Annotated in this window: 18 protein-coding genes; 6 read left to right on the top strand and 12 right to left on the bottom strand. The window is 65.9% G+C overall.

Going from position 1 to position 22,349, the window contains the following annotated elements; genetic code table 11:
• Positions 1–30: 30 nt before the first annotated feature.
• From atpD to CDQ92_RS17415, 4 genes are all read right to left on the bottom strand, one after another.
• Positions 31–1,569: a F0F1 ATP synthase subunit beta gene (atpD, locus tag CDQ92_RS17430; RefSeq protein WP_088443024.1), complete on the bottom strand. Its 1,539-nt coding sequence runs from the start codon at positions 1,567–1,569 to the stop codon at positions 31–33.
• A gap of 24 nt (positions 1,570–1,593) precedes the next feature.
• Entirely contained in the window at positions 1,594–2,469 is an 876-nt protein-coding gene (locus CDQ92_RS17425) for a F0F1 ATP synthase subunit gamma (RefSeq protein ID WP_088443022.1), read from the bottom strand.
• Positions 2,470–2,539: 70 nt separating this feature from the next.
• Positions 2,540–4,069 (bottom strand): F0F1 ATP synthase subunit alpha, encoded by a 1,530-nt coding sequence (gene atpA, locus CDQ92_RS17420; protein WP_088443020.1) that lies wholly within the window; start codon positions 4,067–4,069, stop codon positions 2,540–2,542.
• A gap of 39 nt (positions 4,070–4,108) precedes the next feature.
• On the bottom strand, positions 4,109–4,675 hold the full coding sequence (locus tag CDQ92_RS17415) for a F0F1 ATP synthase subunit delta (RefSeq protein ID WP_088443018.1): 567 nt from the start codon (positions 4,673–4,675) through the stop codon (positions 4,109–4,111).
• A 270-nt stretch (positions 4,676–4,945) separates the two neighbouring features.
• Between CDQ92_RS17415 and CDQ92_RS17410 the strand changes: the two genes are divergently transcribed.
• The 3 genes from CDQ92_RS17410 to CDQ92_RS17400 are packed head-to-tail and all read left to right on the top strand — an operon-like array spanning position 4,946 to position 6,954.
• Positions 4,946–5,614 (top strand): dienelactone hydrolase family protein, encoded by a 669-nt coding sequence (locus CDQ92_RS17410; RefSeq protein ID WP_088443434.1) that lies wholly within the window; start codon positions 4,946–4,948, stop codon positions 5,612–5,614.
• Positions 5,611–6,138, top strand: coding sequence for a P-loop nucleotide/nucleoside kinase family protein (locus CDQ92_RS17405; RefSeq protein ID WP_088443016.1), 528 nt, complete (start codon positions 5,611–5,613; stop codon positions 6,136–6,138). Before CDQ92_RS17410 ends, CDQ92_RS17405 begins: the two co-directional genes overlap by 4 nt.
• A 3-nt stretch (positions 6,139–6,141) precedes the next feature.
• Positions 6,142–6,954 carry an alpha/beta hydrolase gene (locus CDQ92_RS17400; RefSeq protein ID WP_088443014.1) on the top strand — a complete coding sequence of 271 codons (813 nt, stop codon included), beginning with the start codon at positions 6,142–6,144 and terminating at the stop codon, positions 6,952–6,954.
• Here CDQ92_RS17400 and CDQ92_RS17395 read toward each other — a convergent pair.
• Complete coding sequence (locus CDQ92_RS17395; protein WP_088443012.1) at positions 6,951–8,480, bottom strand: S1C family serine protease; 1,530 nt, start codon at positions 8,478–8,480, stop codon at positions 6,951–6,953. The two genes, CDQ92_RS17400 and CDQ92_RS17395, sit on opposite strands and share 4 nt — an antisense overlap.
• Before the next feature lie 103 nt (positions 8,481–8,583).
• On the opposite strand from CDQ92_RS17395, the gene CDQ92_RS17390 reads away from it, so the two are divergent.
• Genes CDQ92_RS17390 through CDQ92_RS17380 form a run of 3 tightly spaced genes read left to right on the top strand, consistent with a single transcriptional unit; the run spans position 8,584 to position 10,846 of the window.
• Entirely contained in the window at positions 8,584–9,054 is a 471-nt protein-coding gene (locus CDQ92_RS17390; protein ID WP_088443010.1) for a DUF1203 domain-containing protein, read from the top strand.
• Positions 9,051–10,088: a bifunctional DNA-binding transcriptional regulator/O6-methylguanine-DNA methyltransferase Ada gene (gene ada, locus CDQ92_RS17385; protein WP_088443008.1), complete on the top strand. Its 1,038-nt coding sequence runs from the start codon at positions 9,051–9,053 to the stop codon at positions 10,086–10,088. The genes CDQ92_RS17390 and ada overlap by 4 nt, the downstream gene beginning before the upstream one ends.
• Positions 10,088–10,846: an isocitrate lyase/PEP mutase family protein gene (locus CDQ92_RS17380; protein ID WP_088443006.1), complete on the top strand. Its 759-nt coding sequence runs from the start codon at positions 10,088–10,090 to the stop codon at positions 10,844–10,846. The genes ada and CDQ92_RS17380 overlap by 1 nt, the downstream gene beginning before the upstream one ends.
• Here the strand turns inward: CDQ92_RS17380 and CDQ92_RS17375 are convergent.
• The 7 genes from CDQ92_RS17375 to CDQ92_RS17345 all read right to left on the bottom strand — a co-directional run bounded on the left by CDQ92_RS17375 (position 10,840) and on the right by CDQ92_RS17345 (position 22,173).
• On the bottom strand, positions 10,840–12,384 hold the full coding sequence (locus tag CDQ92_RS17375; RefSeq protein WP_144035817.1) for a hypothetical protein: 1,545 nt from the start codon (positions 12,382–12,384) through the stop codon (positions 10,840–10,842). The genes CDQ92_RS17380 and CDQ92_RS17375 overlap by 7 nt on opposite strands.
• A 73-nt stretch (positions 12,385–12,457) precedes the next feature.
• Positions 12,458–14,626 (bottom strand): primosomal protein N', encoded by a 2,169-nt coding sequence (locus CDQ92_RS17370; RefSeq protein ID WP_088443002.1) that lies wholly within the window; start codon positions 14,624–14,626, stop codon positions 12,458–12,460.
• 44 nt (positions 14,627–14,670) lie between these two features.
• Entirely contained in the window at positions 14,671–15,351 is a 681-nt protein-coding gene (locus CDQ92_RS17365; RefSeq protein ID WP_088443000.1) for a response regulator, read from the bottom strand.
• The gene (locus tag CDQ92_RS17360; protein WP_229667550.1) at positions 15,348–16,757 is read right to left on the bottom strand and encodes a DUF4118 domain-containing protein; all 1,410 of its coding nucleotides are present in this window, start codon (positions 16,755–16,757) and stop codon (positions 15,348–15,350) included. Before CDQ92_RS17360 ends, CDQ92_RS17365 begins: the two co-directional genes overlap by 4 nt.
• Positions 16,758–16,787: 30 nt before the next feature.
• A complete protein-coding gene (locus CDQ92_RS17355; protein ID WP_088442996.1) occupies positions 16,788–18,686 on the bottom strand; it encodes a potassium transporter Kup in 1,899 nt (632 codons plus the stop codon).
• A 108-nt stretch (positions 18,687–18,794) separates the two neighbouring features.
• Positions 18,795–19,880, bottom strand: coding sequence for a PepSY-associated TM helix domain-containing protein (locus CDQ92_RS17350; RefSeq protein ID WP_088442994.1), 1,086 nt, complete (start codon positions 19,878–19,880; stop codon positions 18,795–18,797).
• A gap of 154 nt (positions 19,881–20,034) precedes the next feature.
• Positions 20,035–22,173: a TonB-dependent receptor gene (locus CDQ92_RS17345; RefSeq protein WP_088442992.1), complete on the bottom strand. Its 2,139-nt coding sequence runs from the start codon at positions 22,171–22,173 to the stop codon at positions 20,035–20,037.
• Positions 22,174–22,349 lie beyond the last annotated feature (176 nt).

Below are 22,349 nucleotides of genomic sequence, written 5' to 3'. Positions count from 1 at the left end.
CCCTCCCGCGCGGGGAGGGGTGTAGGTTTGTTACGCGTCTTCGGCGAGCTTTGCGGCCTTGGCGACCGCTTCGTCGATGCCGCCGACCATGTAGAAGGCCGCTTCCGGCAGATGGTCATATTCGCCGTCGACCACCGCCTTGAACGACTTCACCGTGTCTTCGATCGCCACGAACTTGCCGGGGATGTTGGTGAAGACTTCGGCGACGTGGAACGGCTGGCTGAGGAAGCGCTGGATCTTGCGCGCGCGGGCGACAACCAGCTTATCTTCTTCCGAAAGCTCGTCCATGCCGAGAATGGCGATGATGTCCTGCAGCGACTTGTACTTCTGCAGCGTTTCCTGAACGCGGCGGGCGGTTTCATAATGCTCCTGCCCGACGATCGCGGCGGTCAGCACGCGGCTGGTCGAATCGAGCGGATCGACCGCCGGATAGATGCCAAGTTCCGAAATCGCGCGGTTCAGCGTCGTCGTCGCGTCCAAGTGAGCGAACGAGGTCGCAGGCGCCGGGTCGGTCAAGTCATCCGCGGGAACGTAAATGGCCTGCACCGAGGTGATCGAGCCCTTGTTGGTCGAGGTGATGCGTTCCTGCAGCGCGCCCATGTCGGTCGACAGGGTCGGCTGATAACCCACGGCCGAGGGAATACGGCCGAGCAGCGCCGACACTTCCGAACCCGCCTGGGTGAAGCGGAAGATGTTGTCGACGAAGAACAGCACGTCCTGGCCTTCGACGTCGCGGAAATATTCGGCGATCGTCAGGCCCGACAGCGCGACGCGGGCGCGGGCGCCCGGGGGTTCGTTCATCTGGCCGAATACCAGCGCCACCTTCGAACCCTCGGGGGTCGGGTTGCCATCGGCGTCCTTGGCGATAACGCCGGCATCGAGGAATTCGTGATAAAGGTCGTTGCCTTCGCGGGTGCGTTCACCGACGCCCGCGAACACCGACGTACCACCATGGCCCTTGGCGATGTTGTTGATCAGTTCCTGAATGAGAACGGTCTTGCCGACCCCGGCGCCGCCGAACAGGCCGATCTTGCCGCCCTTGGCGTAAGGCGCGATCAGGTCGATGACCTTGATGCCGGTGACGAGGATGCTCGATTCGGTAGACTGGTCGACGAACTCAGGCGCCTTGGCATGGATCGGCGAGCGGAGGTCGGTGACGACCGGACCGCGTTCGTCGATCGGCTCGCCGATGACGTTGAGGATGCGGCCGAGCGTCTGCGGGCCGACGGGTACCGAAATCTGCGCGCCGGTGTCGCGAACCGGCTGGCCACGGGTCAGGCCGTCGGTGGCGTCCATCGCGATGGTGCGAACGGTGTTTTCACCGAGGTGCTGTGCGACTTCGAGAACGAGGCGGTTGCCGTTGTTGTCAGTTTCCAGCGCGTTCAGAATCGCGGGCAGGGTGCCGGTGAACTGCACGTCGACGACGGCGCCGATGACCTGCGCGATGCGGCCGGTGGCGATGCCGATGCTGGCGGTTTTGGGCGCAGCAGCCTTCTTCGGCGCAGCAGCCTTGGGCGCGGCGGCCTTCTTGGCCGGAGCCTTCTTCTCGGGAGCGGGAGCGGTTGCCATGGTCTTCTTCCTTGGGTTGATCGATTAGAGCGCTTCGGCGCCCGCGATGATTTCAATCAGTTCAGTGGTAATCGCCGCCTGACGCGTGCGGTTGTAAATGATGGTCAGCTTGTTGATCAGGTCGCCCGCGTTGCGCGTCGCATTGTCCATCGCGGTCATCGACGCGCCCTGTTCGGACGCGGCGTTTTCCAGCAGACCCTTGAAGATCTGGATCGTGATATTGCGCGGCAACAGGTCGGCGAGGATCGCTTCCTCGTCGGGTTCATATTCGACCGCGGCGCCGCTCGATGCCGGAACATCGACGGGGGCGGGAACCGGGATCAGCTGCTGGCCGGTCGCTTCCTGCAGCAGCGCCGACCGGAACTTGGAATAGAAGAGATGCGCGACATCGAATGCGCCAGCTTCGTACATCTCCATCACCTTGGCGGCGATGTCCTGCGCCTGTGCAAAGCCGATGTCGCGGATGCCGGTCGTCTCGTACTGCTCGACGATTTGGCCCGCGAACAGGCGCGCGATGACCGGACGGCCCTTGCGGCCGACGAGGAAGAAAAGGACTTTCTTGCCCTGGGCTTGCAGGTCGAGCGCCTTGTCGCGCGCGGCGCGGACGATGTTCGAGTTGAACGCGCCCGCGAGGCCGCGGTCGCTGTTGAGCACGACGAGCAGATGCGTGTCGCTCTTGCCGGTGCCCGCGAGCAATTGCGGCGCCGAATCGGACCCGCCGACCTTCGACGCTAGGCTTGCAACGACGCCCTCAAGCCGTTCGGCATAGGGGCGCGCGGCTTCGGCGGCCGCCTGCGCGCGGCGCAGCTTGGCCGCGGCGACCATTTTCTTGGCCTTGGTGATCTTCTGGGTCGATTTGACCGAGCCGATCCGCCCTTTGAGTTCCTTCAGACTGGCCATGAAGCCCTATCCTTGTGTCCCGGCGAAAGCCGGGATCTCTGTGGGCCCCGGCTTGCGCCGGGGAACAGTTTTAAGCGAAAATCTTGCCGAACGCTTCGAGCGCCCCGACCAGACCCTTTTTGGCGTCGTCGCCCAGATCCTTGGTGTCGCGGATCGTCTTGAGCACATCGGCGTGGTCGCTGCGCAGATAGGCGAGCATCGCCTGTTCGTAGCGGTTGACGTCGGTGGTCGCGACATTGTCGAGGAAGCCGTTGGTGCCGGCAAAGATCGACGCGGTCTGCTCTTCGAACGGCATCGGCTGGAACTGCGCCTGCTTGAGCAGCTGGGTCAGGCGCGCGCCGCGGTTGAGCAGCTTCTGCGTCGACGCATCAAGATCCGAACCGAACTGGGCAAAGGCTTCCATTTCGCGATATTGCGCGAGCTCGAGCTTGATCGAGCCCGACACCTTTTTCATCGCCTTGGTCTGCGCGGCCGAGCCGACGCGGCTCACCGACAGGCCGACGTTGATCGCCGGGCGGATACCGGCATTGAACAGGCCGGTTTCGAGGAAGATCTGGCCGTCGGTGATCGAAATCACGTTGGTCGGGATATACGCCGAAACGTCGCCTGCCTGCGTTTCGATGATCGGCAGCGCGGTGAGCGAACCCGAACCATTGTCGCTGTTCATCTTTGCGGCACGCTCGAGCAGGCGGCTGTGCAGATAGAAAACGTCGCCCGGATAGGCTTCGCGGCCCGGCGGGCGGCGCAGCAGCAGCGACATCTGGCGATAGGCGACGGCTTGCTTCGACAGATCGTCATAGACGATGACGGCGTGCATGCCGTTATCGCGGAAAAATTCACCCATCGTGCAGCCGGTATAGGGCGCGAGGAACTGCAGCGGGGCGGGTTCCGACGCGGTCGCGGCGACGACGATCGAATATTCCATCGCGCCATTTTCTTCGAGCTGGCGGACGATCTGCGCGACGGTCGAGCGCTTCTGGCCGACGGCGACATAGATGCAATACAGCTTCTTCGACTCATCATCGCCCGCGTTGGCGGCCTTCTGGTTGATGAAGGTGTCGATCGCGACGGCGGTCTTGCCGGTCTGGCGATCGCCGATGATCAGTTCGCGCTGGCCGCGGCCGACGGGGACGAGGGCGTCGAGCGCCTTCAGGCCGGTCTGGACGGGTTCGTGAACCGAGGTGCGCGGGATGATCCCCGGTGCCTTCACTTCGACGCGCATGCGCTTGTCAGCCTTGATCGGGCCCTTGCCGTCGATCGGGTTGCCGAGGCCATCGACGACGCGGCCGAGCAGGCCTTTGCCGACGGGGACGTCGACGATCGTGCCGGTGCGCTTCACCTGGTCGCCTTCCTTGATCTCGGCGTCGCTGCCGAAGATCACGATGCCGACGTTGTCGGCTTCGAGGTTGAGGGCCATGCCCTGCACGCCATTGGCGAATTCGACCATTTCACCGGCCTGGACATTGTCGAGCCCGTGAACGCGGGCGATGCCGTCGCCGACCGACAGCACCTGACCAATTTCGCTGACCGTGGCGTCGGTGCCGAAATTGGCGATCTGGTCCTTGATGACCTTGCTGATTTCAGCGGCGCGGATTTCCATTGTTTAGCCTTTCATCGGGGCAATTGGGCGTACGGGCTTTCAGCCCTTCATCGCCTGGGCGAAACTATTGAGACGGGTACGGATGCTGCCGTCGATCAGCTGGCTGCCCAGCTGGACGACGAGGCCGCCGAGGATGGCGGGATCGACGGTCGTCGCGACGGAAACGTCGCGCCCGACACGGGATTTGAGGTTCGCGGTCAGCTCTTTGAGCTGCGCGGCGGAAAGCGGGTGCGCGCTGGTGACCTTGGCGGTCACTTCGCCGCGATGGTTCGCGACGATCGCGTCGAACGCGTCGATCATCTTGGGCAGGTCAGCCAGACGGCGATTCTCGGCGAGCACGCCGAGAAATTTGGCGGTCAGCGAATCGATCTGCATCGCTTTTGCAACGGCGCCGATGGCATTGGCGGCATCGGTGCGTCCGACAACCGGGCTGGCGATCAGCGCCGACAGGTCAGCCGATTCGGCGAGGCCTGCGCGCAGGTCGCTGAGGCTTTTGGCGACCGCGTCGATCGCGTTCGATTCGCGCGCTAGATCGAACAAAGCGACCGCATAGCGGCCCGCGAGGCCCGCCGTGATGTTGCCTTGAATGCCGCCGGAATTCTCCACGCGTGAAAGTCCTTTGCTACGATCCCGTGGGGGATGGGCCGCGCGGGTTTTAAGCGGATATTCGGAAATATCCCCCGCAGCGAAGTCGCGGCGCGCCTAGCAACGATTTTGTTGCAATGCAAGGCGGGGGTGGGGCGAATCAGAGTCCGTCCCCAAAGCCGTTTGCCCTGAGCTTGTCGAAGGGCCGCTCTTTCTCCAAAAGGCGCCCAAGAAGGACTGCGCTTCGACAAGCTCAGCGCGAACGGACGAGGGGTGAAGCCTGTGGGTGAAATGATTCGGATGACGATGGACGATGGCGCCGAAATCGCGGTCTATCATGCCCGGCCGACCGGCGAGCGCTGCGGCGGGCTCGTGCTGGTGCAGGAAATCTTCGGGGTCACCGATCATATCCGCGAGCTGTGCGACGAATATGCCGCCGACGGTTATGAGGTGCTGTCCCCCGCACTGTTCGACCGCGAACATCCCGGGTTCGAGAGCGATTATTCGGGGCCGCAGTTCCAGCGTGCGGTCCAGCTGGCGCGCGAGTTGCACCCGTTCGAGCAGAGCCTGAAGGATGCGCAGACGTGTGTCGACGCGCTGAAATCGAAAGGGCCAGTGTTTATCACCGGCTTTTGCTATGGCGGATCGGTCGCGTGGCGGATGGCGCAGATCAGCCCCGATGTCGCCGCGGCCAGCGCCTATTACGGCAGCCTGGTCCCGACGATGTTCAAGGACGAGGCGCCGCGCTGCGCCGCGATCGCCCATTTCGGCCGCTTCGACGGCGGCATCCCGATGGAGGGGGTCGAGGCGCTGATCGCGAAGGAGCATCCGACCGCGCAGATCTTCGTTTACGAGGCGGGCCACGGTTTCAACAGCGACCGGCGCAAGGATTATCACGAACCAAGCGCCGAACTGGCACGCGAGTGCACGCTGATGCTGTTCAAAGCGTGCGGCGGATGAGGCTTGTCTTCATCCACGGCCCCGCAGCGAGCGGCAAGCTGACGGTAGCGCGCGAGCTCGCTGCTCTCACCGGACTACCGCTATTCCACAATCACCTTGTCGTGGATGCGCTACTCGCGGTCTTTCCGTTCGGGAGCGATACCTTCATCCAATTGCGCGAGGCGATGTGGCTCGATGTCTTCCGCGCGGCAGCGACGGAGAAGCGCTCGCTGATCTTTACCTTCCATCCCGAAGCCAGTGTTGCTTCTGATTTTCCGCAGCACGTCGCAGCGCTGGTCGAGGCTGCGGGTGGGCGGGTCGATTTCGTGGGCTTGCGCTGCGCGCCCGAAGTCGTCGAATCGCGGATCGAAGCAGAGTCGCGGCAGGCGAGCGGCAAGTTGTCGTCGCTGACTTTGCTGCGCGACCTAGAGGCAAAGGGCGCCTTCACCTATCCGCCGATCGCTGCGGCAATCGAGATCGACACAGGGGTTGTCGCGCCCGCGGATGCGGCGGTCCACATCCGCGATGGCCTCGGCCTTCGATAACAAATGAAGAGCGCAATCAGACTGCTGGTTTTCGCGCTCATTCTCATGATTGCTGCGACGGCGCTGCTCTACACGCAGCAGCGGCGGCTGATCTTTCCGGCGCCGAGCCAATATCCGCAGGCGCCGCCGCCGGGTTTCCGGCTGGTCCACACGCAGACCGGCGACGGGTTGCGGCTTTCCGCATTCCACCGCCCCGCGCAGCCGGGCCAGCGCACCATCCTCTTCTTCCATGGCAATGGCGACAATCTGCTCGGCGCGATCGAGGCGACGCGCGGGCTTGCGGCGAACGGCAACGGGCTGATGCTCGTCGAATATCGCGGCTATGGCGGCAATCCCGGATCGCCGGGGGAGGCGGGGCTGTATCGTGACGGCGACGCCGCGATACGCTGGCTGTCGGCGCAGCGGATCGCGGCGCGCGACGTCATTATCGTCGGCAATTCGATCGGGTCGGGACCGGCGACCGAAATGGCGCTGCGCCACGATGTTGCGGCGCTGATGCTGGTGTCGGGCTTTTCCAGCCTGCCCGACGTTGTCGGGGAGGCGATGCCTTTCGTCCCGCGATGGCTGGTGCGCGACCGCTTTGACAATGTCGGCAAGCTGGCGCGGGTGAAGGTGCCTGTGTTCCTGATGCACGGCGACGGCGATACGCTGGTCAGGCCCGCCAATCTGGCGAGGCTGCGACGCGCGCGGCCCGATGCGACGGTGGCCTTGGTCGCGGGCGTTGGGCATGAGCTGGCCTACTCTGCGGCGGCGCAGGCAATCTTTGCCGACTGGGTCAACGCGTTGACCGACCGCCCGCTACGCTCGGGAGACTAACTTCCCACGCCGCCGCGCGCCGCGGGCTGGCAACGATAGACGAGCCGTTCGTTCGGGCTGGCAGGCAGCGCGCTGCGGATGGCGTCCTGTTGTGCGGCGAGGCCTGCGAGCGCGTCGGGGTCGGCGGTGCAGCTTTTGAGCGTTACCCCGGCGCGGATCTCGCGCGCCTTGGTCATCGCTTCGGCATCGAGCAGATAGCGGTCGACGCGATAATCGCGCCCGGTCGCATCGATCGACGCGACAGTGACGGTCGCTTCCTCATTGGGGACCAGAATGCGCTGCCAGCGGTCGTCGGCGCCCTTGGTATATTGGGTGCGGTCGTTAACGCAGCCCCCCGCGCCAATCGTCACCGGCACGTCGGTGGTTGCCGACACGGTGATCCGGCTGCGATCGGTGCGGATCGTGCAGAGAAAATTGCCCTCGGCCAGCCTGGGTTCGGTAGTAGCGGGCGGCGACGTGCTGTCCGCCGCAAGCTCGGCGCGTGCGTCGGGGCGGGTGACGAACAGCATCGCGGCGCCGAGCATCAGCACCGCCCCTGCGCCGCCTGCGATTTTCGCATTGCGCATATTCTGCTGGCTATAGAAAAGCAGCCCGGCACCCGCTGCCAGCGCGCCGATCACGAACATTACTCCGGCAAGCGCAATGCGGTTCTCGCGCGACGCCAGGGCTTCTTCCTCGGCGCGCGCCTGTTTCAGGTCACGGTCGAGTTTTGCGGCGGCATCCTTGGCGGCGTTGGCCTCGGCGCTCGCGCGCTGTTCAGCGTCCATCGCGGCGCGGTCGCGCGCATCGGCCTCGGCAAGCGACAGGCAGGGGGTGCCGACGCTGGTATATGGCTGGTTTGCGTCGGTCAGGAAGCGGGTGAGCTCGCGCCCCGCGATCGCAAAGGCAAAGGGCGAATCGCCATCGTCGGCGCGGGTGATCGCGGTGTTGATCCCGGTGATCCGCCCGCACGCATCGACGAGCGGGCCGCCCGAATTGCCGCGTGAGATCTTGGCGGTGTGGATCAGCATCGCGACCCCGTCGACGCTCTGCGTGTTCGACAGATTGCCCTCGCTGCGCGTCGGGGTGCGCGGGGTGATATAGTCGTTGGCGCTGCGCGCGGTCGCGAGATCGACATTGCCCGGATAGCCGAGCGCGACGATATCGGCGCCCGATTCGAGCGGGCCGGTGTAGATCGCGGCGGCAGGCAGGCGGGCCTCGGTGATTTCGATCAGCGCCAAGTCGCGCGCCGTGTCGATCGCGATCAGTTTCGCGGCATAGCTTTTCTGCCCCTCCGACGGGACGACGCCGAGCGCGACATTGTTTGGATATTTGACCGCCGATTCGACGACATGCGCGTTGGTGACGATGCGTGTCGGCGAAATTGCGATGCCACTGCCATGGCCGAAACCGACGACCTCGCCGTCGACCATCGCGACGGTGACGACGCGCACGACGCTGCGCGACGCAGCGCTGATGTCGTCGGCGGCGTGCGCGGGAACGGTGACGGTCAGAAGGGCGAGCAGCAACGCGAGGAGGCGGGTCATGGCGCGCACCCTAGCCCCGCCAACTTTGAACGCAAGCATCGGGACGCACCAGTGGGCGCGGTGGTGGCAAGACTGCGGCGACCGCAGAAGAAGGAAAGACCCGATGACCTATTCGATCCAGGGACTCAGCCCCGACGGCTTTGCCCCGCTGTTCGCGCTCGATGACGCCGAACTCGCCGCGATCAACGCGCGCCGCGTCACTGCAACCGCTAACAGCGGCTTTCCGTGCCGGATCAGCCTGCAGGATGCGCGTGCCGGAGAGGAGCTGATCCTGCTCCACCACACCAGCCACGATGTCGAAACGCCGTATCGCAGCGCCTATGCGATCTATGTGCGGCCGAGCGTCGACGCGGCAAGCTATCGCGATACCGTACCGCCGGTGTTCGAGGGTCGGCCCATCGCGCTGCGTGCGTTCGCTGCCGACGGCATGCTGCAAACCGCGCGGCTCGCGGGTCCGGGCGAGGCCGATGGCGCGATCCGCGACCTGTTCGCCGACGCTGGCATCGCCTATATCGACGCGCACAACGCCGCGCATGGCTGTTTCGCGGCGCGGATCGAGAGGGACGGGGTATGAGCGCCGCCGAGACCATGACCGACGATGCGCGCTGGGCGGCGGTGCTCCGCCGCGACCGCGCGCTCGACGGGCGGTTCGTCACCGGGGTGCTGACCACCGGTATCTATTGTCGGCCGAGCTGCGCGGCGCGCCACCCGCTGCGCGACAATGTCCGCTTCTTTGCCGATGGCGCCGCGGCGCGCGCGACCGGCCTGCGCCCGTGCAAGCGCTGCCTGCCCGACGATGTCGCGCGCGACGAAGGCGCGGTGCTCGCGGCGATCCACGCGATCAAGGCAAGCGAGGAGCCGCTCGCGCTCGCCGATCTGGCGGGGCGCACCGGCTATTCGCCGACGCATTTCCAGCGCGTCTTTACGCGCCATACCGGCCTGTCGCCCGCCGCTTATGCCCGCGCACTGCGCGAGGAACGCGCGCGGCAGGCGCTGAGCGAGGGCGGCCGGGTGACCGACGCGATTTACGACGCGGGCTTTTCGGGGCCATCGCGATTCTATGACAATATGGAGGGACGGATGGGGATGACCGCTTCGGCTTGGGTGAACGGCGGCAAGGGGGTGACGATCCACTGGGCGGTGGTGCCGACGAGCCTGGGCGATATGCTGGTCGCCGCGACCGACAAGGGGGTGTGCCGCCTGTCGTTCGCTGAAGGCCGCGAGGCGCTTGAAGAACGCTTCTCCGCCGCCGATCTGGTCGAGGGAGGCGACGAGTTTTCGGCGCTGCTGAAGCAGGTCGTCGCGGCGGTCGAAGCCCCTACCGACGGGTTCGACCATATCCCGATCGACGTCAAAGGGACGGCCTTTCAGGAAGCGGTGTGGCGCGAGCTGCGCAAGATCCCCGCGGGCGAGACGCGCAGCTATGCCGATATCGCCGCCGCGGTCGGCAAGCCGAAGGCGGTGCGCGCCGCGGGCAGCGCCAATGGCGCCAATAATGTCGCGGTACTGATCCCGTGCCACCGGGTGGTGCGCAGCGACGGGACGCTCGGCGGCTATGCCTATGGCCTGACGATCAAGGAAGAGTTGCTGAAAAGGGAGAGCTTTTGATGTCCGACAAAATTGCGGAGTTCCGCGCACTGCATGTCCCCGGCGACCCGTTGATCCTCGTCAACATCTGGGACGCGGGGAGTGCCAAGGCGGTCGCCGCGGCGGGCGCCAAAGCGATCGCGACGGGCAGCTTCGGCGTCGCGGGCGCGCAGGGCCGCGCCGATGGCGAGGATTTTCCGCTCGAAGATGTGTTCGAGAACCTCTCGCGCATCCTGGCGGTCACCGACCTGCCGGTCACCATCGACATGGAATCGGGCTATGGTGCCGACCCGGCGGCGGTCGGCGCGTCGGTCGGGCGCGCAAAGGATGCGGGTGCGGCGGGGATCAATATCGAAGACCGGCTGCCCGGCCAATCGGCCCTGCTGCCCGTTGCCGAAGCCATCGCGCGTTACCGCGCCGCGACCGATACCGGCATCTTCGTCAACGCCCGCTGTGATATCTTTCGCGGCGCCGATGGCGCGCAGCACGGCGAGGCGCTCGTCGCCGCAACGATTGAGCGCGCGCATGCCTACGCCGACGCGGGCGCAGGGTCGCTGTTCGTGCCCTTCTTGCTCGACCCCAAATGCATCGCCGCGATCTGCGACGCCTCTCCGCTGCCGGTGAACATCCTGCGCGGCAAGGGCGGGCCAACGCACCGTGAGCTGGCGAACCTCGGCGTCGCGCGGATCAGTCATGGGCATCAGCCGTGGGCCGCGGCGATGGCGTGGGTCACGGGGCAGGCCGAACAGGTGCTGGGCGGCGCCGAACCCGATTATTGATTGGCGTCGGCCTCTTCCGACGCGTCGTCGCCTTCGCTGGCGGCGGCATCGTCCGCTTTGCGCATTGACTCGATCTGGGCGAGGATATGTTCGCCCTGTCCACTGTCGTGCGGATCGAACGCCACGACTTTGGCGAGCCGCGCGGCACGATCGAAGTCGCCGTTGCGCGCGAGTGCGAAAGCATAGGCGATGCGCGCGCTGGCGCTTTCGGGACCGAGCGCGAAAGCGCGTTCGAGCCCGGTGACGGCAATTGCGGGCGGCGTGATGCCTTGCTGGAGAAAGCTGTTATAATAAGCGTAAAGCGGGACGGGATCGTCCGGATCAGTGCGGTTGGCGAGGATGATCGGCTGGCGCGCGGCTGTCCAGTCCGCGCTCGTGACCGTGTCGCGCTTGCCGAGGTCGTGGATCATCATTTCGCCCAATACTATATTGGCGCGAACATGCTTCGGCTCGATGGCCAGAACCTTGTCGGCCGAGAAGCGCGCCGCCGCGGCGTCGCGCTTCTCGTCGCCCAGATCCCATTCCGCGCGTGCCAGTTCGTACCAGACTTGGGCGTTGTCGGGATATTCGGCAGCGAGCCTTTTCAATCCGTCCCGCACCTCTGTCAAATGTTCGCCGCCGCGCGCGCTCCGTCGTTTGAGTTGCCATTGTACTAGCGCATCCTCGGCATGGGGAAGCGGCGTTATCGTGATCGATCCTGGGATAGGGATGGGGTTTACCGAGGTTAGATAGCTGAGCGGACGGCCAAGATAGCGCTGGAGGTCGCGGTCGAGCGCAGGCAGGTCGCCGAAAGCCGCGACCGCCGCCTCTTCGCCGTTTTCGCCACGATTGATGGCTTCGATATAGGCGGTGAGCTGTCCCGCGCGATCGGAATTATAATAGAGCATATGCGTCAGCAGCCACGCGCGGCCGTAATAAACGTCCATCTGGCCCGAGGACCGCATCTCGCGCGGTTGTTGCAGGAGCAGCTTCTCGACCGGAATGCGGGGCATGTTGATCAACCCGTGTGCCCGGAAATAGGCAGGACGGCCCACCTGCGACTGGCCTTTGCCCGTGAAGTCGGTCGTCGAGTAAAATTCGGCGAATCCCTCGATGAACCACGCCGGAAACGCCGCGCCGAAATAGCGTTTCATGAAATGATGGGTATATTCATGAAACAGCGTTTGCTGGGATGAGGACGCCCCTTTGAATTCGATCACCTCGCGATGTGACACCGCATAGCTGCCGTCGAGGTCGGCGCTGTAGAATCCGGCGATCGACGACCCGGCCTTGCCCGTCGCCAACCGCCCCGCATCGGCCGCGCGGGGGACCAGATAGATGGTCAGCCGGTTCGGTTCCTTGCCGCCCGGCACCGCGAGCCGCAAGCGCAGGGTGGCGTCGAAGCGCTGCAAATTTTCCGCGAAGCTGCGCAGCGACCGTTCGCTGCTTTCGCTGTAGATGATGAAATTATCGGTGTCGGCACGCAGCCATTTGGCGTGCGCCGGGCTAACCATCGCGGCCAGCGTAACCGCAATTGTAAACAGGCGAATTCTGTGCATGCCGCTGCTCCCCCGGTTGGCATCGTGCCTCCTTGCTGCCAGCGCTTCGGCTTACAGTAAAGGTCTGTCAGACCTATACAAAGCTATATGGATCAATATCGATCGCCAGCCGCGCCTTGCTGGGCCAGTCGATGCTGGCGACCCAGTCGCGGATTGTGCCTTGCAGGTCGAAACTGCGCGGCGCGTGGAGGAGCAGGCGGAAACGGTGGCGGCCGCGCAGCATCGCGAGCGGGGCGGGGGCGGGGCCATAGACCGCAAGCCCTTCTGCAACCGGGGCTTTCGCCCCAAGCCGCTGGGCGACGCCGCGGGCGACTTCGATGTCTTCGGAAGAGATGACGAGCGCGGCGAAGCGGCCATAGGGCGGGGCGCCCGCCTGTTTGCGCGCCGCGGCTTCGGCGGCGTAGAAACCGTCGCGGTCGTTGGCGACCAGCGCCGCCATGACGGGCGCATCGGGCACGCGCGTCTGGATCAGAACTTCGCCGGGCTTGACCCCGCGCCCGGCCCGCCCCGCGACCTGCGCGATCTGCTGAAAGGTGCGCTCGGACGCACGCAGATCGCCACCGTCGAGGCCGAGGTCGGCATCGACCACCCCGACGAGGGTGAGGTTGGGGAAATGATAGCCTTTGGTGACGAGCTGGGTGCCGATGATGATGTCGACCAGCCCGCCCTCGACATTGTCGACAAACTCGGCGGCTTTCGCGGGCGACCAGAGCGTGTCCGAGGTGACGATGGCGACGCGCGCCTCGGGAAAGCGCAGCGCGATCTCGTCGGCGACGCGCTCGACCCCTGGCCCGCAGGCGACCAGGCTGTCCTCGTCCTCGCACTCGGGGCACAGCCGCGGCGGCGGCATGACATGGCCGCAATGATGGCAGGCGAGGCGGTGGACGAGGCGGTGTTCGACCATCCACGCGGTGCAATTCGGGCACTGAATGCGGTGGCCGCAGGTGCGGCAGAGCGTCAGCGGCGCAAAGCCGCGGCGGTTGAGGAACAGCAGGCTCTGCTCGCCCTTGGCGAGGCGGTCGGCGAGTGCGTCGACGAGCGGCGGGGCGAGCCAGCGGCCGCGGTCGGGCGGGTCGCTGCGCATGTCGATTGCGGCGAGGTCGGGCAGGGTGGCGCCGCCGAAGCGCGCGGGCAGGACAATGTGGCGATAGCGCCCCGCCTCGACCATCGCGAGGCTTTCGAGCGCCGGGGTCGCGCTCGCCAGCACCACCGGCAGCCCCTCGAAATGCCCGCGCATCACGGCAACGTCCCGCGCGTGATAATGGACGCCGTCCTCCTGCTTGAAGCTCGTCTCATGCGCCTCGTCGACGACGATGACGCCGAGCCGGGCATAGGGGAGGAACAGCGCCGAGCGCGCGCCGACGATGATCTTCGCCTCACCCGCGGCAATCGCGTGCCAGGCGCGGCGGCGCTCCGTCGAGCGGAGGCCCGAGTGCCAGGCCACCGGTTCGCAGCCGAAGCGCGCGGCGAAGCGCGTCAGCATCGGTTCGGTCAGCGCGATTTCGGGCAGCAGGACAAGCGCCTGCTTGTCTGCGTCGATCGCGGCGGCGATCGCCTCCATATAGACTTCGGTCTTGCCCGACCCGGTGACCCCGTCGAGCAGCAGCGTCTCGAACTTCTCTGCGGCGACCGCATCGGTCAGCTGCGCGGCGGCGGCGGTCTGTTCGGCGGACAGGTCGGGCGGCGCGAACGCGGGATCAGGGTGGGGGTATGGCTGATCAGCCGATACCGTCACCGCTTCGAGCGCGCCGGTGGTCACGAGGCCGCGGATCACTGCGTCGCTGACCTCGGCGAGCGCGGCGAGTTCGCGCACCATGCCCTGCCGGACGCCGATCTTTTCGAGCGCGACGCTACGCTGCGGAGTCATGCGCGCGGGCAATTCGCCGGTGGCGCGATATTCGACAATCGGGCGCCTGGCGTCGGCAAAGGCGACCCCGGGCAGCACCATCCGCAGCACCGACCCCGGCGGGGCGAGATAATAGTCGCTGGTCCATTCGACGAGGCGGCGTAGCGCCGCGCCGATCGGCGGGACGGCGACGATTTCGTAAAGATTGCGCAGGCGATTGTCGCCGACTGCCTCGGGCGCGCCGAAACTCGCATCCTCCCACACCACCCCGCCCATCCGCCGCGGCCCCAGCGGCGCGATCACGACGCTGCCGAGCGGCGCGTCGCTGCCCTGCGGGACGCGATAATCGAGCGGGCCGAGGGCGGCGGTCAGGAGGAGGACGCGGGCGCGGGTCATGGACTGCGCAGGATATAGGGCGGCGGGTAAAATAGGAAAGCGCGCTAAACCTCGCCGAGCCGATACCCGATGCCGGGTTCGTTGCGGATCAAGGTCGGCGCCGACGGATCGGCTTCCAGCTTCAGCCGCAAAGCCCGGACGACGACGCGCAAATAATCGCTGTCGCCGACATGTGCCGGTCCCCACACGCGGCGCAGCAGGTCGGCATGGGTGACAAGGCGGCCGCCCGCGGCGATCAGCGCCTCCATCACCGCAAATTCGCGCGGGGTCAGCGTCACCCGCTCACCCCCCAGCCGCAAGTCATGCCGCGCCGGGTCGATTGCGAGCGCGCCGTGACGCAGCACGCCGTCGGCGGCGATCGCGCGCCCGGCGCGGCGCAGCGCCGCGCGCAGCCGCGCGAGCAGCTCGTCGCCTTCGAACGGCTTGGTGACATAATCGTCGGCGCCCAGGTCGAGCGCCGCGATCTTGTCGCTGGTCGCTTCGCGCGCGGTCAGCACGATCAGTGGCCCGGTCATCCGCTGGCGCAGCGCCGCGACCAGCTCGACACCATCCATGTCGGGCAGGCCGAGATCGATCACGGCGGCGTCGGGCGCGGCGCGATCGGCTTCGGCCAGCGCGGCCCGCGCGCTTGAGACCGCGACCGGGGTGAACCCACCGCGATCGAGGACTGCTGCGACCAGCCGCAGGATGGCAGCCTCGTCATCGACGATCAGGACGCGGGTCATGCGGTCACGACCTGCCGCTCGGGCAGGAAGAGCGTGAAGCGCGCGCCGCCTTCTGGCGCGCGGTGCGCTGCAACGCCCAGTGCCATTGCGTCGGCAAAACCCTTGACGATGGCGAGACCCAGCCCAGTGCCGCCGTCACGGTCGCTGCCCGCCCCGCGCGCGAACCGGTCGAAAATCCTCTGGTGCAGATCGTCGGCAATGCCGGGGCCATCGTCGTCGATGTGCAGCGAGATCCGGCCCTTGTCGGTGGTGGCCGAGATCGCGATCCGCGTTCTGGCATGGCGCGCGGCATTGCCGATCAGGTTGACGAGGATGTGGGTCAGCAGCACCGGATCGGCAGCAACCAGCGGCAGGTCGGCGGGCAGCGCCCGTTCGACCTGATGGGCAGCGAGGGCGCTCGCCAGCCGAGCGCACGCGGCGTCGATGCAATCGACCAGGTCGACCGCTTCGATCTGCGGGTCGAGCGCGCCGCCCTCGATTCGGGCCGCGCCGACCAGATCGTCCATCATCGCACTAAGCCGGTGAACCTGGGCGAGCGCGCAATCCTTTGCCGCCAGATCTCCATCCAGCGCCGCCACTTCCCCCGTCAACACGGTCAGCGGGGTACGAAAATCATGCGCCATTGCTGCGAGCAGCGTCCGGCGCAACGCATCGCGATCCTCCAGCCGCTCGCGGCTCTGGCGTTCGTCCGCCAGCGCCAGCCGGTCGCGCGCCTGCCCGATCAGTCGCGCCAGCGCTTGTAGCTGGGTCATTTCCTCCGGCCTTCGTGTCGTGCCCGACATCGGTCGGGCTACCGCGAGCATCCCGCTGCCGCCCGGATGCCCCGGCGCAAAGGGCAGAAAGCTCCAGTCGCTCGCCGGCATGGTGTCGCTGCCATGTCCTGCCGCTTCGGCCCCCTGCAGCGCCCAGCCCGCAGCCGAAAGGTCAAGGCTGGACAACGCCGGATCCTCGGAGGGCATGGCGTCGCGGTCGATCAGCCGCGCGGCGCCGTATCGCGCCGTGATCCACGCGAGCGCCCGCGTCAGCACGTCGGGGGTGTCGCCGGAGAGCAGGGCGGCGAATTCGGCCTGTTCGGCGTTCGCCGCGGCGCGGGCATTGGCCTCGGCCTCGCGGGCGCGCAGCTCGGCGGCCAACCGGCTCGTCACCAGCGCGACGGCCAGGAACACGGCGACCGAAACGACATGGTCGAACCCGTCGATGCGAAAAGTGAAACGCGGCGGCAGCAACAAAAAGTTGAAGGCGAGCGCGCCGCTGGCCGCCGCGACCAGCGCCGGACCGGTGCCGAAGCGGACCGACGCTGCGAGCACCGGCAGCAGGAACAGCAGCGCCGCCGAGGCAAGCCCCAGGTGCGCGAGCGCCATATGGGTGACTAGTGCGACCAGCGCGACCCCGATGAGGGCGATCATGTATCCGGCAAAGCTGACGCGCATGGCCCGCTATAGCTCGATTTGCGACCCAAGTTCCACCACGCGGTTCGCCGGGATACCGAAGAAGGCGGTCGGATCGGCGGCGTTGCGGTGGAGGAAGCGAAAGATCAAGAGCGGGATCAGCGGCATCCCCGGCCGGGTCGCGGCACGTATCGCGTTGCGCCCGACGAAGAAGGACGCGCCGCCCGTTCCCGCGAGCAACCCCGCGGCGCCGAGGTCGCTCGGCACGTCGATGCGGTCCATATAGCCATAGGTCAGCCTTGCCGCTACGAAACCGCCGGTCAGCGGGAGCTGCTCCAGGCGCTCGGTTGGCGGTACATGCGGATCGGATGCGGTGGTGACGGTCAACAGGATGTTCCGGGCGTGCAGCACCTTGTTGTGCTTGAGATTGTGGAGCAGCGCCGACGGTGCATGGTCATTGTCCTGCGTCAGATAGATGGCGGTACCTTCGACCGTCTGCGGCGGACGCTTCGCGAGCGAGGGGGCGAGGTCGGCCATGACGATCCCCTGCTCGCCGCTGCGCCGCTGGGCCACCGCGCGCCCGCGCCGCCATGTTGCGATCAGCGCGATAATCGCCACCCCGATCAGCAACGGTACCCAGCCGCCCTCGATCACCCGCAGGATATTGGCACCAAAGAAGATCAGGTCGATCGCAACGAAGGGCAGGAACAACAGCGAAGTCCACACCGGCTCCCATTTCCAGCCGCGCCACGCGACGATGAAGGCCAGCATCGTCGTCACCACCATCGTGCCGGTCACTGCGATACCATAAGCGGCGGCCATGCGGCTGCTGCTCTGGAAACCGAAGACGAGCAGCAGCACCCCGGCGAGCAGCAGCCAGTTGATTACGGGCATATAGATTTGCCCGCGCTGGTCGGCCGACGTCTGGCGGATCGTCATGCGTGGGAACAGCCCGAGCGCGATCCCCTGTTGCGCCAGCGAGAAGGCGCCGGTGATGACGGCCTGACTCGCGATGATCGTTGCCAGCGTGGCCAGGATGACGAGCGGTGCGCGCAAGGCATCGGGCGCCATGATGAAGAACCAGTCGGCGTTGACGAAAGGCTGTCCGGACGCCTCTGCTGTGGCCAACGTCTTGAGCGCCAGCGCTCCTTGGCCCAGATAATTCAGCGAGAGGGACGGCCAGACAAAGCCCAGCCAGCCAAGCTGGATCGGCTTTCGCCCGAAATGGCCCATGTCGGCGATCAGTGCCTCGGCTCCGGTTACCGTCAGGAACACCGCGCCGAGCACGAACAGCCCGGTGGTGCCATGGCCGGCCAGATATTGCGCGGCATAAAAGGGGTTGAAGGCGAGCAGGATCTGCGGCGCGCCGGCGATATGGTAAAGCCCTAGCGCGGCGAGTGTCACAAACCACAAGGCACAGACCGGGCCGAACAGCCCGGCGACGCGCGCGGTCCCGCGCGACTGGATCGCGAACAGCGCGACGAGGATGGCGAGTGCCAGTCCCAGAATGACCGGCAGCGTCATCAGCGGCCCGACCCCCGGCACGGTTTTTAGCCCCTCGACCGCCGACAACACCGACAGCGCGGGGGTGATGATCGCATCACCAAAGAACAGCGCGGCGCCGATAGCCCCCAAGATCAACACGATTGGCCAGCGCCCGTCGGTCGCGCGGTGCGCCAATGCCATCAGCGACAGCACGCCGCCCTCGCCATGATTGTCGGCCCGCGTCAGGAATAGTACATATTTCAGCGTCACGACGATGATCAGCGCCCACAGCGCCAGCGACAGCACGCCGATGATATCGCTCGCGCCGATGTCGCTGCCGTTCTGGGTCAGCGCCTCGCGAAACGCGTACAGCGGGCTGGTACCGATATCGCCATAGACGATCCCGAGCGCGCCGAGGGTCAGCGCAGCAAGGGTGGCGTTCTTTGCAGTGGTTGCGGTCATGCGGAAAATCCTGTCGCGAGAGAGGATCCGGCATGTGCGGCGGCGGCGCATTACGGCGCCATGTTGATCGGGGGTTAGCGCCGTTAAATCAGCATTAAAATCATGCCGTCAGGTTGCCGCGAGCGACGGTCGTGCGAACCGTTTTGCGGGATTTGGCCGCCGGAACCAGAAGGTCCACATCGTCAAGCTGCCGAGCAATGCCAGCGCCAATCCCGACGCGGTCAGCAAAAGGCGATACGGCAGGCCGCCGACTTTCCCGGCATGCAGCGGATAGGCCATGTTGAACGCCTGCGCCCCCGCAGGCATCGTCAGCGCGTCGCGCGCGCCGAGCAATTTGCCCGTTTCGGCATCGAACCACAGAGTGGAGCGTCCGTTGGGCAGCCATTCGCCGCGCTGTTTCATCCGCAGGCTGATCGGGTCGCCGGGCTGGCGTGGTTTGCTGAGGATGCGGAATTCGGCATCGGGAAAGCGCGCGCGGGCAGTGTTCAGCATTGCGGTCCAGTCAGGATCGGCGGCCAGCGGCCCACCCCTATATTTCGGCGGCTCGAGCGCCTTGGCCGTCTCCGCAACCGGGGCGAACGGCGCGACGACGATCGCAGCAAAGGGTCGGAAGATCATCATCGTCCCGGTGACGACCGACAGCAGCAGGAGCGGCGCGACAACGATGCCGAAGTCGCGGTGCTGCGTGACGATCGCCGGGCGGGTCATCCGTTTCGGCCACAGCCGCAGTTTGAAGGTCTTGCGGGTGCGCCACCACAGGATCACCCCCGAGATGACAAAGAACAGCCCGGCGAGGCCCGCGATCCCGATCACCCATTCGCCCGCATCGCCGGTGAACAGATGGTGGTGGAAATCGAACAGCCAGATTTCGGGGCGCTCCCACTGGCTCGCCCAGCGCGCCACGACCTCGCCCGACTGGCTGGCGTAAAGCCCGGCGCCCTCGTCGAACCGCATCTGGTGCAGCCCGAGACGCTGGCTGGCATAGATGATTCCCTGCGGATCGCCGGGCATCGCCATCAGCTTTTCGGTCGTCGCCGCAACGGTCGCGAGATCGGTGACCTGCGCGTCGCGCGCATGTGGCAGGCCGATCCACTCTTCCTTATGAACGAGGATCGCGCCCGACAGGCCGAGCAGCGCAAGCACGAGGCCAATCAGACCCCCGGCCCAGCGGTGCAGCGTGTCGAGCAGTTTCATCACTTTGCCAGTACTATTGTAGCATCATAAACCGCCCGTTCCCCCGCGAAGGCGGGGGTCCATTTCCGGTCGGCACCATGTCGTGCCGACCGGTGACGGGTTCCCGCCTTCACGGGAACACGCGCCTCTATTGATGGCTGGCTTAGCGGCATCATCAGAAGCGAGAATCCCAGCCGAGCGTAAACGTCCGTCCGCGGCCGGCGAAATTAAAGAAATTATCGGTCGGGCGCTGGGTGTCGCTCGCGTAGCTGACATACTGTTTGTCGAACAGATTCTGCACCGCCAGGCTGATGCCACCGATGCCGGTCTGGTAGCGGACGATCGCGTCGGTCAGATTATAACCGCCGAAGTCGTTGCGCGGGTCGCGGTTCGGGCCTTCGAAGCTGCGCGACAGATAAAACTGCGTCTGGACGCGCGACGATAGCGGCCCGTTAACATAGGATGCGGCAAGGTTCAGGCGATCAGGCGAGATGTTGGCGCCGTCGAGGTCGGTTTCAACCACACCATCACCATCGTCGTCAAAGCGCCCGACGATATGGGCGTAGCCCGCCGACAGCGTCAGCCCGTCGATCGGCATCTTGACCGCCAGGTTGATTTCCAGCCCCTCGATCTCGACGCGCTGGCGCACGACGTCGAAAATGCCGTCGGGGCGGGCGATGAGCAATTGTCCCTTGGTGCTCGACGACCAGAAATAGCTGGCGCTGGCATCGAGCGGACCGCGCTTGACCTCGAACCCCAGTTCGCGATTGTTGGAAATGATCGGTGAGATGTCGAGGAAATTGTCGATATCGACCCCGGGGGTGCGCACTGCGCGCGTGATGCGGCCGACGTCGGGGACGGTGTAGCCTTCGGCATAACTGGCGTAGGCGCGGATCCCCTTGATCGGCTCGACGATGACGCCGCCGTTAAGCAGGATATCGTCAAAGGTCGGGCTGCCGCCCGCGACAAAAGTGCTGCCCGACGAGGCGAGCGTCGTATAATCGTCGATAGTGATCTTCACATTTTCGTAGCGCGCGCCGCCGGCAAGACGGACGAGGCCATCGAACAATTTCAGGTTCGCCTGCCCGAACGGCGCGAGGCTGCGGAAATCGGTCGGCGGCACCCAGGCGCGATCAGTCGCGATCAGCCGTTGTTCGGTCGTGTCCCACAGCGCATCGAAGCCGGCGATCAGCGTCAGCGCCTCGAACCCCGGCATTTCGCGTTCGTAGCTAAGCTTGCCGCCGATCTTGCGGCTGCGATTTTGCGACTGGTCGAACAGCGTGCCGACGGGCGCGATCGAGGCGTCCTGAAAGGTCGCGATCGGGTTGGGTTCGCCGCCAAAGGTATCGCGGCTGCGGTTCCAGAAAATCTGGCTGACCAGATTGCCGCCGCCCAAATCGGGGTCGGTCAGCGACAGCGCAATGCTTTCGGTGCGGCCTGTCGCGGGGATGCCCGGCGGGGTGCCGCGGCGCTGGCTGGTCGGCAGCCCGGTCGCACGGCTGCCCGAGACGACCTCGTAATTGCCGTCGCCTTCCAGTTCGAAGCGGCTGGCGATCAGGTCGAGCCGCATCGTGTCGGTCACTTCATAGCCGAAGCGCCCGAACAGCGAGAGCGTTTTTGAATCCATGGTCTCGCCCTGCGTCAGGTTGATCCCGACCGGGCGTCCCTCACCATCGCGAAAAATGCCGCGCAGTTCGTAGGTTGCGCCGACCGAGGCGTCGAAGCGCCCCGCCTTATACTGGACCAGCCCCGCGAGCTTGCCGCCCATACCCGCCTTGGAGAAATCATTGTCGGCGGTACCCTGCAGCAACGTCCGCCCGCTGATGCCTTCCTGGGTCGGTGCGCCAACCGTGACCTGGTTGACGATGCCGCCGGTGCCGCCGATCCCCTGCAGTGCGTTCGACCCGAAGATCAGCTCGACGCGGTCGACGAAAAAGCCGTCGATGGTGAAGCCGTCGCGGCTGCCGTCGCGCAGCGGGGTCGATTGCGCGATGCCGTTGATCGCATAAAGCGGCGAACGCCCGCGCAGCGTCTCGCCCGCGCCCGAAAGCTTCTGGCGCGTCGGCGAAAAGCTGGGGGAAAGCGTCGCCACCGCGTCGGTGACCGATCCGGAAATCGCGAGCTGCTGGTCGAGCGCATCCTTGTCGATGATGTCGATCGTCAGCGGCAATGCGCTCGGCGGCAAGATGGTGCGCGCCGCAGTGACGATGATCGTGCTCTCGCCGGTGGTGGCGTAATCGGCGCCTTCCTGCGCAAAGGCGGGGGCGGACAGCGCGGTGGAAGCCAGCGTAGCGACGAGCAATTTGCGAATCATTCTTAACTCCTGTTCGGAGCGCCGCTAATGCGAGCGATTTGCATATGCAAGAGCTTTCGTGCCAAAGCTGGGCGCTAGCCGTATCGGTTGACGAAGCTTATCCACTTCGCTCGACACGAACGGAAATTGAGGGCGACGCTTTTACTTCCAGCCAGACTTCTCGGCGGAGAGGGTGA

Source organism: Sphingopyxis bauzanensis, from assembly GCF_002205675.1.
Classification (GTDB): domain Bacteria; phylum Pseudomonadota; class Alphaproteobacteria; order Sphingomonadales; family Sphingomonadaceae; genus Sphingopyxis; species Sphingopyxis bauzanensis.
The sequence above is the reverse complement of the archived record's forward strand: the minus strand, read 5'-3'. Positions and strand labels throughout refer to the sequence as shown.

Bases quoted from the DNA above. Each gene is read 5' to 3' on its own strand.
- atpD (WP_088443024.1), bottom strand. From the start codon at position 1,569: ATGGCAACCGCTCCCGCTCCCGAGAAGAAGGCTCCGGCCAAGAAGGCC.
- CDQ92_RS17425 (WP_088443022.1), bottom strand. From the start codon at position 2,469: ATGGCCAGTCTGAAGGAACTCAAAGGGCGGATCGGCTCGGTCAAATCG.
- atpA (WP_088443020.1), bottom strand. From the start codon at position 4,069: ATGGAAATCCGCGCCGCTGAAATCAGCAAGGTCATCAAGGACCAGATC.
- CDQ92_RS17410 (WP_088443434.1), top strand. From the start codon at position 4,946: ATGATTCGGATGACGATGGACGATGGCGCCGAAATCGCGGTCTATCAT.
- CDQ92_RS17405 (WP_088443016.1), top strand. From the start codon at position 5,611: ATGAGGCTTGTCTTCATCCACGGCCCCGCAGCGAGCGGCAAGCTGACG.
- CDQ92_RS17400 (WP_088443014.1), top strand. From the start codon at position 6,142: ATGAAGAGCGCAATCAGACTGCTGGTTTTCGCGCTCATTCTCATGATT.
- CDQ92_RS17395 (WP_088443012.1), bottom strand. From the start codon at position 8,480: ATGACCCGCCTCCTCGCGTTGCTGCTCGCCCTTCTGACCGTCACCGTT.
- CDQ92_RS17390 (WP_088443010.1), top strand. From the start codon at position 8,584: ATGACCTATTCGATCCAGGGACTCAGCCCCGACGGCTTTGCCCCGCTG.
- ada (WP_088443008.1), top strand. From the start codon at position 9,051: ATGAGCGCCGCCGAGACCATGACCGACGATGCGCGCTGGGCGGCGGTG.
- CDQ92_RS17380 (WP_088443006.1), top strand. From the start codon at position 10,088: ATGTCCGACAAAATTGCGGAGTTCCGCGCACTGCATGTCCCCGGCGAC.
- CDQ92_RS17375 (WP_144035817.1), bottom strand. From the start codon at position 12,384: ATGCACAGAATTCGCCTGTTTACAATTGCGGTTACGCTGGCCGCGATG.
- CDQ92_RS17370 (WP_088443002.1), bottom strand. From the start codon at position 14,626: ATGACCCGCGCCCGCGTCCTCCTCCTGACCGCCGCCCTCGGCCCGCTC.
- CDQ92_RS17365 (WP_088443000.1), bottom strand. From the start codon at position 15,351: ATGACCCGCGTCCTGATCGTCGATGACGAGGCTGCCATCCTGCGGCTG.
- CDQ92_RS17360 (WP_229667550.1), bottom strand. From the start codon at position 16,757: ATGATCGCCCTCATCGGGGTCGCGCTGGTCGCACTAGTCACCCATATG.
- CDQ92_RS17355 (WP_088442996.1), bottom strand. From the start codon at position 18,686: ATGACCGCAACCACTGCAAAGAACGCCACCCTTGCTGCGCTGACCCTC.
- CDQ92_RS17350 (WP_088442994.1), bottom strand. From the start codon at position 19,880: ATGAAACTGCTCGACACGCTGCACCGCTGGGCCGGGGGTCTGATTGGC.
- CDQ92_RS17345 (WP_088442992.1), bottom strand. From the start codon at position 22,173: ATGATTCGCAAATTGCTCGTCGCTACGCTGGCTTCCACCGCGCTGTCC.